A 12,610-nucleotide genomic window follows, 5' to 3' on the forward strand; every position below is an offset into this window, starting at 1 on the left:
GCTCCTCTCTAATTACGCTGATTTACCGAACTGGATTGCACTGAACAGCGGGACATCACCCACACCGGCAACCTGCAGCATGATTTCTCCCGTACCGGGCAAAGCAACACGTTCTACCTTGCTCGCTACATAATTTTTGGTCGCCACCAAGGTCTTGCCCGCCGAGGCCTTGACCTCAAAGCGGTACTCTCCGGCAGGAAGGGGGGGCAGTTCATAATCCAGCCCACCCGCCTTGCTCTCACCCCAACTCTTGCTGGCCACCAGCACGCCGTGCTGGTCATACACTTTGAGATCCACTTGCTCCGCCGCACCTTGCAGCTCGATTTGACCGCGGACCTTGTGCTCTTGCTGTTGTTTAAGGGTTTTGCTCGGCACCATGACCTCTTTGTCGACCAAAGCGGTACTCTGCAACACCTGCTGGGTATCCATCTTGGTGTTGCTCTGTAGCTGAAGCTTCTTCAGTCCTTCGACGCCCTCTACCATGCTGAACTGGGCCAGCTGGGCAACATACTGGGCTCCATCAAGCGGGTTGGTGGGATCCTGGTTCTGGATCTGCGCCACCATCATCTGCAGGAATTCGTTACGCAGTTGCATCCCGCTATTCTGATTGGCTTGCGTTTCCTGAGCAGCACCGGCGCCATTGCTGGCAATCTTGGGGTCAGCAACAGCCTGACCTGTACCACGCGCCGTATCCAGACTGCTTATCTGTGGCAGACTCATGGCTTAGGCTCCCTGACCAAGACGCAGCAAACCTTGCTGCATACTGTTGATCCGGTTGATCACCTCCACCGAGGTTTCAAAACCGCGAGAGGCGCTCATCATGTCAGCCATCTCCTCCACCACATTGACGTTGGAGTAGTAGACAAAGCCATCCTGATCGGCCATCGGGTTAGTCGGCTCCAGCCGTTTCTCGACCTGACGGTCGGACTGTACGATACCCGCCACTTGCACCGACGCAGCTCCGAGGCCATCGGCATCCTGAATCTTCTGATAGAGAGTGGAAAAAACCGGCTTGATGGCACGAAACGCGGCGTCTTCACTGGCGGCCGCGCTATCCACGTTGGCCAGGTTGGAGGCAACGGTATCCAGCCGCACGGTCTGGGCGCGCATGGCACTGCCGGCGATGTCATAAATCTTGTTGAACGACATGGTTAACGGCCCTCGATCGCCTTGGCGATCCCGGTAATCTTCATATTGAGGAAAGTGAGACTGGTCTGAAAATCGGTGGCGTTGTTGGCAAATTTGCCCTGCTCAACCCCCAATTCGGCGGTATTGCCATCCATGGAGACCTGATAAGGAATGCGATAGAGGGGGTGATGCATATCGTCACGCATGGCGCCCTGGCTGATGGCCTGACTCTCCTCGCCCGCAGCAACTTGCTGCGCGACACGGCCCAGAATCGTCTTATAATCGACATCCCGAGCCAGATAGCCCGGTGTATCCACGTTGGCCAGATTTCCCGCCAGAATACGCGCCCGCTCCGCCCTGACATCGAGGGCATAAGGGTGTACGCCGAGGGCGCTGTCAAATGAGATACTCATGCTTCATCCTTTATCGTTCACTCAGACCGGGGTTACCCTTATCAAGACTCATGCCAACCATGAAGATACCTAGTTTCAAGCGGTTACCATGCACCATCCACTGCAAGCAGATGAGAAATGAGGAAGTGCGACTTCCCGTGTGGAAATGGAGCGGCATCCTCTGGCTACTGCTGAGCGCATTGGCTCATGGTGCCCAGCAGGCGCAAAGCGCCATGCTTGAACAGTTGCTTGAACAAGATGCCCGCCAGAGTCTTGATGACTACATCACCCAGCAGGGATGGCCTGCAACCTCAGGGGAGTTTCGGGTCTGGCTTGCCCCTTCCGCCGAGCACCTTCCTCCCTGCCCCTCACACTCACTCTCGTTACAAGCAGGCGGTCAGTATCGGCAACCCTGGGGACGACGCCCCTATCTCATCGAATGCACAGATCCCGCCTGGCAAGTGCGCGGACGGGTAGAGGTCTCGTTGCTCTTGCCGGTCTGGGTTGCTGCACGGGATATCGCAAAAGGCCAGGCCATCAGCGCCAGCGATCTGGTGGAGAAAGAGTTGGATGTCAGCCGCATACAGCGCGGGTTTACCCCGAGCAATCACTCCCTGCTGGGCCATAAAAGCAACCGGCATCTGAGAAGCGGACAGCTCATCGGTGAGCTGGACTTACAAAAAAGTTGGGCGGTCAAACAGGGGGAAGGGGTACTGATCCGCGCAGGGAAAGGTGAGTTCTCCGCCACAACCAGAGGGGAGGCCCTCGATAATGGCGGAATAGGCGACGGGATCAGAGTGAAAAATCTTAGCTCTGGCAAAGAGATACAGGCATGGGTGACTGATATAGGGGAAGTTGAAACCCGTTTTTGAACCAAGATCGCAATTTGATTCAAGTTCGACAAGCCTTGGGTCGCTTGTCATAGACAGACCATCAGGAATTTATGTTATGAAAATTACCCGTACTGACTCGCTCTATATTCAAAACCAGCCTGGCCGCAAACCGGATGTCACGACCAAGCCGGAAACTAGGTCCGCACAGTCATCCGAAACCCGGATCAGCAGCACAGCGCAGTCAGTAGCCAACGCCCGCAGCCAGCTGGCCACCACATCCGACGTCGACATGGACAAGGTCAACGAGATCCGCAAAGCCATCAGTGAAGGCAAGCTGGAGATCGATCTGGATGCGCTGGGTCAGGCCATTCTGGATATGCATCGCCGATGAGCGTGGATACCAAGGCCACCGTCAAGGCATTGATCCTCGGGATCCAGCAGGATTATGGCCACTATACCGAACTCACCGCCCTGTTGCTTCGCCAGCATGCACTGCTGGCAAGCCATGATGTCGATGGCCTGCAAGCCCATAACGAACAGCAGACAACACTGATGGCCAAGGTGACACAACAGGCAAAATTGCGTTGCCAACAGCTGCAGACATTGGGCCTCAAACCCGATGAGAAGGGGATGGCCACCCTGATAGCCAAGCTGCCACTTCCCCTGCGCACCAAGGTAGCCAATCAATGGCAACAGCTTGAACAGCTGCTGCACCAGTGTCTGCGCCAGAATGATCTCAATGGCCGTCTGCTGGCAGGCCAGATGGAGACGATTCATTCGCTGTTGGGACAAGATTCAGGTTATCGCGACCCGGACAGCATTACGGATTAACCTTCCGTCTTACTCTTTGCGGGTCAGGTGACGCAAACTCGCCAGCTCATCCAGCTGCAGTTGATCCCGCCTCTCCTGCTGCTGGCGAGCAACATCATCACGTCGTGCCAGCAATAGCTCCAGCCCCTTGACCCGCCCGAACTGCCGGACAAGTTCCCCTTCGTGGCGCTCCAGATCCAGTCTGGCCAGCGCCGATTGCTGCACCTGATGGGAGAGCAAACGGCGCAACTGGCCATCCATCTGTTGCTTGTTTTGCCATAGCAAAGGGTGAAACTTGTCGGAACCGGGTCGCAGCGAGGAGATCACTTCCTGCAATTTGTGTGCTCGCTGCTCTTCCCGCAACGCCAGCTCCCGCAAGCGTCGACGCTCGGCGCCAAGATTTTCCAGCTCTTCCTGTTGCAACCCCAGATAAGACTTCAGCATTACGAATCCTTATCCCTGCCCCAGCACCTGCTTGAGACCAACCATCACCTGCTCAAAGGCCATCTCTTCATGCAAGCCTTGCTGCAGAAATGCCGCAATCCCCGGATAACGCTGAACAGCTTCATCCATCTGCGGATCGGCCCCGGGTTGATAACCACCCAGTGGCAGCAGTTCACGCACCTGCTGATAGCGTCCCCATAGCTGGCGCAAGGTGACCGCCAGCGTTTGCCATTCGGCAGGTACGACTTGCGGCATAACCCGACTGACCGAGGCACCGATATCGATGGCGGGATAGTGGCCCTCTTCCGCAAGACGGCGGGTCAGCACGATATGACCATCGAGAATGGCGCGCGCCGCATCGACCACCGGATCCTGCTGGTCATCCCCTTCCGCCAGCACTGTGTAGAACGCACTCAAACTGCCATCCGGATGCGTGCCGTTACCGGCTCGCTCCACCAGCTGGGTCAGCATGCTGAATACCGAGGGTGGATACCCCCTGGTGGCAGGAGGTTCACCGATGGCCAGCGCGATTTCCCGCTGCGCCTGGGCATAGCGGGTCAGTGAATCCATCAGCAGCAGCACATCCTGCCCCTGCTCACGGAAAAACTCGGCAATCCGGTGGCATAGCTGGGCCGCTCGCAACCGCATCAGGGGAGATTGATCCGCTGGCGCCGCAATGACCACGGCGCGAGCCAGACCTTCCGCCCCCAGACTGTGTTCGATGAATTCGCGTACTTCACGGCCCCGCTCACCAATCAGCCCCACCACCACAATCTGGGCAGCGGTATTGCGGGTCATCATGCCCAGCAACATACTCTTGCCGACCCCCGAGCCGGCGAACAGCCCCAAACGCTGGCCCTTGCCAACAGTCAGCAGGCCATTGATGGCGCGGATACCGACATCCAGCGGTTCACGTACCGGGGTTCGCAATAGCGGATTGGGGGGAAGAGCAAACAGGGGGACACTGTCACCAACATCGGGTAACGGCTGCCCGTCGAGGGGCTGCAGCAGTCCATCGAGTACCCGCCCCAGCAGATGACTACCAAGCCGAACAGTTTCTTCTCCATCGATCGGTTCGACCTGAGCCCCCGCGAAGAGGCCACTCATCGGCTGCAGCGGCATCAGGTAAGAGATATCCCGGTTAAAACCGACCACCTCGGCCAACAGAGGAGCTCCACTTGCCGTGCTGACACGACAACGCTGCCCCATCACCAGTTGACAGCCGACTACTTCCAGAGTCAAACCGGTGACTCGCACCAACCGGCCAAAACGACGAAACGCGGGCAGTTCATCCAGATTATCCAGCGCACTGGTCAATGCCTGCTGCAAGGCTTCATGCATCTTGCGGCACGTCCAGCGAGCTGTTGAGCTGTTCGATGCAGGTTGCCAGACGGGAGCTGGTGCTCACCTCGACGACGGCAGCGCGGGTTTCGATACGGGCATCGCCTACCCCGAGCGCTGCATCGACTTGCAATGGCCATCCTTCGCAGCGAGTCACCCCCTGCTCGGCGAGTCGCTGCCGGTCTCCCTCATTGAGGTAGATCACCAGCTCTTCCGACTCACTCGGCAAGGTAGCCAGCGCCTGCTCGACCTGATTCATCACCTGCTGCGGATTGAGGGTGAACTCCGCCATGATGACTCGTTTAGCAACCTGCGCTACCAGCTGGGCAATCAGCTCTTTCTGCTCGGCCATCCGAGCCCGGCTCAGTGACTCCCACTGCTCTTGCAGCTTGGCAAATGGCACCATTGCCTGTTCGAAGGCAGCGCGTCCCTCCGAAAGGCCCTGAGCAAACCCGCGAGTTTGCCCTTGTTGCAAACCGGTGCTCTCGCCTTCCTGCAGGCCGCTGGTCAGCCCTTGCTGATAGCCGGCCTGATAACCTTCGTCATGACCTTGCTCCAGCCCCTGCTGATAGCCGAATTCAAACTGTTCTTGCTGACTCCGTGCCTCTTCCCCACTCTGACCGAGCGCAGGGAAACGATACAGACGGGTCGCCCCAGGCATCAATTTGCGCACATTGTGACTCATGAATGCCTCCTGTTAACTGACGGTGGGCTCTTCGAACAGCTGGAACTCGATCTCGCCCTGCTCCACCAACTCGCGGACCAGTTGCATGACCTCTTCCCTTGCCTGCTCGACCTTGCGCAAAGAGACACTGCCCTGGTTCTGGATCTGATCGTCCAGCGCCTGAGCCATCCGCTTCGGCATGGCACCCAACACCACTTTGCGGAAGCTGGTTTCGGTGTTCTTGAGAGCCAATGCCAGCAATTCACTGGGCAACTCCTGTACCAAACGTTGCAAGGTGTCATCGCTCTGACGGCGCAACGCCATGAAATCGAACATGTTCTTCTCGATCTCCAGTGCCATGTCGCCGTCGTGTTCGCGCAACAGGGAGAGCATCTGCTCCTTGTCCCCCTGATAACGGTTGAGAATATCGGCTACCTGCCGCACCCCGTTTACCTTGGCACCGGATTGATCTGCCACGTAGGTGAGACAGCGATCCAGTGTCAGCCTGAGTTCGCCCAGCACATGTTCACTGACACTGGTGAGACTGGCAACGCGCACCAGCAAATCGTCATGCACCGAGCCTGGCAAGGCATCGAGCACGGCTGATGCGGTCTGGGGCGGCAGGAAGGCCAGCAGCACAGCCTGCATCTGGGGATGCTCGTTGCGGAAGAAACGGGCAAGCACATCGGCAGGCACCCACTGCAGGCGCTGGATATCCTGACTCATCACATCGCCGTACAGACTGTCGAGCAAACTACGGGAGAGTCGTTGCCCCAGAGCAAGATCCAGCGTCTGTTCCAGATACTCCCGTGAGGCACTGCCAATTCCGCTCTGCTCACGGTAGTGATTGAAGAACTGCTGCAACGTCCACTTGGCTTCCATCGAGCTGACGCCAGAGAGGGAGGCCATCTTGGAAATCAAACGCTGCACTTCGTCACGGGAGAGCTTTTGCATTACCTTGGCAGCAGACTCGGTCCCCATGCTCAGCAACAAGATGGCGGCCTTCTCGAGGTTGTCGATATCGATATCAACGGCACTCTGATTCAAGTTAACGCTGTTCATTGCCACTCACCCATGCTCTGACAACCTCCGCCACCCGGGCGGTATCTTTTTCAACCAGCAACTGCAAATGCTTGAGCTGAACCTCCAGCTCGGATCCCGGTTCCGGCAACGACTCCATATCGAGTGACGAGAACTGGGGCTCCATCTTGTTGTCAGTACGGATCAGACTATTTGAAAGTGCAGACGTCAGCTGGGGATCATCGTCATCCCTGCGCATGGACAATCCGACAGTGGGCTCCAGATCTTCCTCAGTCTCACTCATTTCCATATCCGGCTGTTGCTGGGTACGAACCAGATGTTTCACCAACGGCCGAATACCGAAGAAGACCAGTGTCAGGCCAAGCAAACCACCGACCAGATAACGCAGGGAGTCTTGCCAATAAGGGGTTTCCCACCAGCTGGATTCGGGAGCAGCTACTGGTACCGCACCATTGAAATCGAAGGCCTGCAGACTAATCTGATCGCCACGCGTCTCATCGAAACCGACAGCACGCTCTACCATCTGACGGATCTGTTCCAGTTGCTCGGCACTCCAACCCCCCTTCGGAGCAATCTGCTGATTGAGCAGAATGGAGACGTTAATTCGCTCCAGACGTCCCTGCTGGTAACGGGTGTGCACTATGGTGCGACTGTTTTCGTACTGCTTGCTGACTTCCTGACGCTCGGTACGAGTGTCGTTCTGTTGTGTTGCGGTATTTACATTGCCTTTGTCGGCATCTGCCTTTTCATTTTTTGCCGCCGTTTCAGGCGGGCGGTTGGATAGCGCCCCCGGGATCCCCATCGCCAACGCATCGATGGTCTTGTCTGACTTGTTGGACTCGCGAGTAACCACCCCTTGTGGATCGAGCTGCTGCTGGGTCTCTTCAACAGCGTTGAAGTTAACGTCTGCCGCAATCTGCACCTTGAAATTGGTGCTGCCGAGCATGGGATAGAGCATGTCATTGGCACGCTGACGAATGTATTGTTCCAGCTTGCGGACATACTCCATCTGTTGAACGCTCTGCTTGCCAAAACCGACCTTGTCCCCCAGCTCTGCGCTGAGCAACTGGCCGGATTGATCAACCACAGTGACGGCACCGGGCTTCATTCCGGAGATACTACCTGCTACCAGGTTGGCAATCGCCTCGACCTGACCCGCTTCGATGGATTGGCCCGGTTGCATATCGAGCATTACCGATGCGCTGGGTTTCTCCTCATCGCGCCCCACGAACAACGTGCGTTTCGGAATAGCCAGATGAACGCGGGCACTGCGCACGGCATCGAGGGCTATGATGGTACGGGCCAGCTCCCCTTCTAGGGCATGACGATAACGCGCCCCTTCCATAAATTCGCTGGTACCCAGTCCGGTTACGTTGTCCAGCCCTTCCAGACCAGACGGCATGGCTGCACGCACCCCTCGTGCAGCAAGCGCCATCCGGACATGAGCCAGCTGGTTTTCAGGAACCAGTACCTGACCGGTGCTCTTTTCCAGACGGAAAGGTACCTGCTCTTTCTCCAGCATCTCCATGATGTTGGCGGTATCGTATAGCTCCTGCTTGCCATACAGGGGCACATAGTTTTTGCTGGAGGTCCACAGGATAACGACTATGGTACCGGCCACAATGGCAGCCAGCAGAGCAATGGTCAGGATCGATTTGTTGTCACGGGAGAGGGTACGCCAGTTGCGTAATCCCTCTTGTAACCTGATTTTGAGCGAATCAGGGGCTCCCCCCTGAGGAGACGTTACCAGTTCAGTCATCTGTTACCTCAGAGCGGCATGCGCATAATGTCGTCAAAACCGGTCATCAGCTTGTTGCGAACCTGCATCAAGGCTGAAAAACTCAAGCCGGCTTTTTGACTCGCCACCATGGCGCCCACCAGATCATCGCTCTGCCCGGCATCTACGGATGCCATTAATTTTGACGCGACATTCTGCTGTTCATTGACGCGCCCGACCACATCCCGCATGGCATCGGTAAATGATGCTCCCGACAGATCATTGGATTCGATAGAAGGGCTCTGGCTTGCGACACGCTGCATCTCCTGCATCTGCTGCAGTAGTGTCACCTGTGATGACATCATCTGAATCTTCACTTTTTATCCCTCTGCTTGAATCTGCTGTTCAATATCAATGCCTTGCTCACGCATCGCCGCAAGCTTGTAGCGCAGTGCCCGGGTTGTCATGCCCAGTGCATCGGCTGTGCGGGTACGATGGCCACGAAAGCGGCGCAAGGTCTCTAATACAAATTGGAACTCGGCATGCCGCCGGGTTTCACTTAACCCCTCGGGAGCATGCCACGTGTCTGCTGCGACTGTTTCTTCGGGAAGAATACAATTTGGCAACATCAAATCGACGGACTGTATATGCAAACCACGCGCCATTATTAATGACCGTTGAATGACATTATCCAGCTCTCGTACATTTCCTGGCCATTCATATGACAGCAACAACTGACAGGCACGTTCACTCAGGCGATAGCCCTGTTGGGATGCATAACGCTCAATAAAGTAGTTGGCCAGCGGAATAATATCCTCAGGACGTTCACGCAATGCGGGCCAATTCATTGGCAATACATCAAGACGATAGAAAAGGTCTTCACGAAATAGCCCACATGCAACCAGTTTGCGCAGATCTTTATTGCTGGCGGCAATGATTCGAACATCAAGAGCAATCGTTTGATTACTGCCAAGCCGCTCAACTTCTTTTTCTTGCAGCACTCGTAATAATTTTGCCTGCAAGTTCAAAGGGAGCTCTGAAATTTCATCCAGCAACAAGGTTCCCCCCTGTGCCAACTCAAATTTTCCGGGCTGGGCAGAAACAGCACCAGTAAATGCACCTTTGTTGTGGCCAAAAAGAATAGACTCAAGCATTGCCTCAGGAATAGCTGCACAATTAATCGCCAAAAATGGTTTTTCCGCTCGGGCAGACATTTCGTGAATATAACGGGCCAACCGCTCTTTACCGGTTCCTGACTCACCCCCGATCAGAATGGTGGCAGAGGTTTTGGCTGCTCGTCGGGCCAGTTGCAAGACCTGCAGGCTCATGGGCGACACAGCGATAAGATTGGGGATCGCCTGACGAAGGCGTAAAGCACCACGGACAGCATCGAGCAATTGCTGGGGGCAGAAGGGCTTGACAATATAGTCAACAGCCCCGGCACACATAGCTTCCGCAGCAATGGTGGCCTGGTGCTCATTGACCATGATGACACAATCGAGCCCTTCAAACTCACGCAGAATACGCGGCCCAAGCTCGGTCATAGCATCCATATCGAGCAGGATCAAATTGACATTACCATCAGCAATAATGCCCTTTGATTGTTTAACAGAATTAACGCTTGATACCCTGATGCCTTCCTTGGATAGGATTTTTTCAACCTCATTTTCAGCAACTATTAGCGGCTGAATCAATAATATATGTGGCCCAGCCAAGCTATCGCCACACAACCCGATTGTTGTATTTATTGGTAATCCCGAAGACATAGACGTCTGACACCTGTGATTGTGGATAGAACAATCAATAGAGCTGAATTATCAGACACAAAGGAGAAATACAAATTCGCACTTAAAAAAGTGAAATTTGTATCTAGATGGTAACGGAATTGTATCCAAACTCACCTTGGTAACCCCGCTGTCATTAGCTTTCCTGCTGTTAGACCGGAGGCTTTGCGTCCTGACTTTTCAGTTCAGTTTGCCCTTACAATGTGATAACACGCCTCGCCTGATGGGCTAAGCGTGTAGCAACACAATTAATATTGTTTTTGTTATTTAACTTTCACACATTGCTGCGTCAATTTTCGCCACATCATATAGTATTCATACGGCAATTCAAGCTGGGGCGGAAAAAACACTTCCCTTCAGGATATTTATCCAACAGTAATTAACCAAGTGTACCAATTACCTCCACCCGTAGCTCTTCAGGTATCTCATTGTAGGAAAGCACTTTGAGTCCCTTTGAAAATGATCGGGCATAACGGGCTATTAACGGTCTCAGTTGCGGCATAACAACCAATACGGGGGCATGTCCCAACTGCTGCAACTGCTCCTTCACCAACGGCATATTTTGCTGCAATTGGGCCAGCAGTTGCGGATCGACCGGGAAGCTGTCCAGCTGGATTTTGCCCTGCTGTTGTGACTGATTCATTGCAGCCAGCAAGGTCTGCTCAAGGCGATCATCCAGCGTAAAGGTGGCCAACACATCGCGATTACCAATAGCCTGCCGCACAATCTGGCGCTTCAAGGCACAGCGCACATCGGATGCCAGCAAGACAGGGTCTTTGGTCAACTCGCTCGCATCCAGCAGCGTCGTGGCAACGGTTCGTATATCGGTAAGACTGACCTGCTCCTTTAGCAATTGACGAAACACTCTCAATTGCTGCATTTGGGTCAGCGCCAGATTCAGCTCTTCAGCCAACCGGGGGGACTGACTGGCGAGGTATTGGCCCAGTTTGCCAACTTCATCGTGACCAAAAAGTGCATCAAGTTGTTCACGCAACAACTTGCTGGCGTGAGTGGCAATCACGGTGGCCGAATCCACCACCGAGTAACCAAGATTAAGGGCCTTGGCCTTTTGCTCAGGGGAGATCCAGACCGCACTCATGCCGTAGGCCGGATCCTGGGTCAACTCGCCATCTAGCGAGCCATAGGTCTCACCACTGCTGATGGCCATCAAGCGCTGGCAATCCACATTCCCCATCGCCAACGCGACACCGGACAACTTGATCCGGTACTGATCCGGCTGCAACTGCAGATTATCGCGCACCCGGATCTCGGGGAGCAGAAAACCATATTGTTCGGATAGGGTTTTGCGGATCCCGCGCACCCGGGCAAGCAGTTCAGCCCCTTTATCCGTTTCAGCCAAAGGCACCAGACGATAACCAAGCTCGATGGCGACCGTATCAACTGGCGGCAAATCCTGCCACTCCAGTGCCTGCTGTTCAGGCTGAATCATTTGACGAGTCAGCTCTTGCGCTGCATCCAGATCCGGCACATTGACGGCTCGCTTGCTGACACTCCAGCCAGTCCAGGCCAGTACAGCTGCGAAACTGAGGAATGCGAGCATCGGCATTCCGGGCACCAGACCCAGGATCAGCATGATGGTTGCAGAGGTATAGATAACGCGAGGGGATGCCAGAATCTGCTGACCAACCTGATCAGCCATCTCCCCCTCATCACTGACCCGGGTCACGATAATGGCCGCAGCAGTCGACATCAGCAGGGACGGGATCTGGGCAACCAGACCATCACCAATGGTCAGCAGCGCATAGCGCTGGAAGGCTTCGGCAACTGGTAAGGCATGCTGGAAGATACCGATGGCCAACCCACCCACCAGGTTGATGATCAGCACCAACATGCCAGCTATCGCGTCACCACGAACGAACTTGGAAGCACCATCCATCGCACCATAGAAGTCTGCTTCGCGCGCGATCTCCTCACGGCGAGCCCTGGCCTGATGCTGATCCATGGTGCCGGCATTCAAGTCGGCATCGATGGCCATCTGCTTGCCGGGCATCGCATCCAGAGTGAAGCGGGCGGATACTTCCGAAATCCGCTCGCCACCCTTGGTGATCACCACAAAGTTGATGATCATCAGGATCACGAAGACCACCAGACCGACGACATAGTTGCCACCGATCACGACTTCACCGAATGCCTGGATGACCTTACCGGCCGCTTCATGCCCTTCATGACCGTGCAGCAACACCACACGAGTAGAGGCCACGTTCAGCGACAGCCGCATCAAGGTGGCAACCAGCAACACGGTTGGGAATACCGAGAAATCGAGTGGTCTGCGGGCCGAGACGGATACCAGCAACACCAGAACCGCCAACACGATGTTGAAGGTAAAGAGCGCATCCAGCAGCCAACCGGGCAGAGGCAGGATCATCATGGCCAGAATGGCCAATAACATCAGCGGAATTGCGGTATAGGATTGGGTGAATACACGCCAGTTCACA

14 protein-coding genes and 1 riboswitch are annotated in these 12,610 nt (G+C 55.3%); of the genes, 3 read left to right on the forward strand and 11 right to left on the reverse strand.

What is annotated here, in order from left to right:
- Window positions 1-12: 12 nt before the first annotated feature.
- Genes ACB040_RS04030 through lfgB form a run of 3 tightly spaced genes read right to left on the reverse strand, consistent with a single transcriptional unit; the run spans window position 13 to window position 1,541 of the window.
- A complete protein-coding gene (locus ACB040_RS04030; RefSeq protein ID WP_279465664.1) occupies window positions 13-720 on the reverse strand; it encodes a flagellar hook assembly protein FlgD in 708 nt (235 codons plus the stop codon).
- Window positions 721-723: 3 nt separating this feature from the next.
- On the reverse strand, window positions 724-1,149 hold the full coding sequence (gene flgCL, locus ACB040_RS04035; protein WP_019444815.1) for a lateral flagellar basal body rod protein FlgCL: 426 nt from the start codon (window positions 1,147-1,149) through the stop codon (window positions 724-726).
- A 2-nt stretch (window positions 1,150-1,151) separates the two neighbouring features.
- Window positions 1,152-1,541, reverse strand: coding sequence for a lateral flagellar basal body rod protein LfgB (gene lfgB / locus ACB040_RS04040; protein WP_101529985.1), 390 nt, complete (start codon window positions 1,539-1,541; stop codon window positions 1,152-1,154).
- 137 nt (window positions 1,542-1,678) lie between these two features.
- Between lfgB and flgA the strand changes: the two genes are divergently transcribed.
- From flgA to ACB040_RS04055, 3 genes are all read left to right on the forward strand, one after another.
- Window positions 1,679-2,392, forward strand: a complete 714-nt coding sequence (flgA, locus tag ACB040_RS04045) for a flagellar basal body P-ring formation chaperone FlgA (RefSeq protein WP_371153331.1) — start codon at window positions 1,679-1,681, stop codon at window positions 2,390-2,392.
- Between the two features lie 76 nt (window positions 2,393-2,468).
- Complete coding sequence (flgM, locus tag ACB040_RS04050; RefSeq protein WP_043821914.1) at window positions 2,469-2,744, forward strand: flagellar biosynthesis anti-sigma factor FlgM; 276 nt, start codon at window positions 2,469-2,471, stop codon at window positions 2,742-2,744.
- Window positions 2,741-3,184, forward strand: coding sequence for a flagellar protein FlgN (locus tag ACB040_RS04055; protein WP_371153334.1), 444 nt, complete (start codon window positions 2,741-2,743; stop codon window positions 3,182-3,184). The genes flgM and ACB040_RS04055 overlap by 4 nt, the downstream gene beginning before the upstream one ends.
- Before the next feature lie 9 nt (window positions 3,185-3,193).
- Here the strand turns inward: ACB040_RS04055 and lfiJ are convergent, their stop codons facing one another.
- From lfiJ to lfhA, 8 genes are all read right to left on the reverse strand, one after another.
- Window positions 3,194-3,607: a lateral flagellar protein LfiJ gene (lfiJ, locus tag ACB040_RS04060; RefSeq protein WP_005336226.1), complete on the reverse strand. Its 414-nt coding sequence runs from the start codon at window positions 3,605-3,607 to the stop codon at window positions 3,194-3,196.
- A gap of 9 nt (window positions 3,608-3,616) precedes the next feature.
- Complete coding sequence (lfiI, locus tag ACB040_RS04065; RefSeq protein ID WP_371153336.1) at window positions 3,617-4,948, reverse strand: lateral flagellar FliI-like assembly ATPase LfiI; 1,332 nt, start codon at window positions 4,946-4,948, stop codon at window positions 3,617-3,619.
- A complete protein-coding gene (gene lfiH, locus ACB040_RS04070; protein ID WP_005336232.1) occupies window positions 4,941-5,633 on the reverse strand; it encodes a lateral flagellar assembly protein FliH in 693 nt (230 codons plus the stop codon). The genes lfiI and lfiH overlap by 8 nt, the downstream gene beginning before the upstream one ends.
- A gap of 12 nt (window positions 5,634-5,645) precedes the next feature.
- Entirely contained in the window at window positions 5,646-6,674 is a 1,029-nt protein-coding gene (fliGL, locus tag ACB040_RS04075) for a lateral flagellar motor switch protein FliGL (RefSeq protein ID WP_069527056.1), read from the reverse strand.
- Window positions 6,661-8,403, reverse strand: a complete 1,743-nt coding sequence (fliFL, locus tag ACB040_RS04080) for a lateral flagellar M-ring protein FliFL (RefSeq protein WP_371153443.1) — start codon at window positions 8,401-8,403, stop codon at window positions 6,661-6,663. Before fliFL ends, fliGL begins: the two co-directional genes overlap by 14 nt.
- Before the next feature lie 17 nt (window positions 8,404-8,420).
- Window positions 8,421-8,747 (reverse strand): lateral flagellar hook-basal body complex protein LfiE, encoded by a 327-nt coding sequence (gene lfiE, locus ACB040_RS04085; RefSeq protein ID WP_245095695.1) that lies wholly within the window; start codon window positions 8,745-8,747, stop codon window positions 8,421-8,423.
- A 3-nt stretch (window positions 8,748-8,750) separates the two neighbouring features.
- Complete coding sequence (gene lafK, locus ACB040_RS04090; RefSeq protein ID WP_201905118.1) at window positions 8,751-10,136, reverse strand: lateral flagellar response regulator transcription factor LafK; 1,386 nt, start codon at window positions 10,134-10,136, stop codon at window positions 8,751-8,753.
- Between the two features lie 135 nt (window positions 10,137-10,271).
- Window positions 10,272-10,359, reverse strand: a riboswitch (cyclic di-GMP riboswitch).
- Window positions 10,360-10,533: 174 nt separating this feature from the next.
- Window positions 10,534-12,609 carry a lateral flagellar biosynthesis protein LfhA gene (lfhA, locus tag ACB040_RS04095; RefSeq protein ID WP_371153340.1) on the reverse strand — a complete coding sequence of 692 codons (2,076 nt, stop codon included), beginning with the start codon at window positions 12,607-12,609 and terminating at the stop codon, window positions 10,534-10,536.
- Window position 12,610 lies beyond the last annotated feature (1 nt).

The organism is Aeromonas sp. S11(2024), from assembly GCF_041402345.1.
GTDB classification, from domain to species: Bacteria; Pseudomonadota; Gammaproteobacteria; order Enterobacterales; family Aeromonadaceae; genus Aeromonas; species Aeromonas veronii.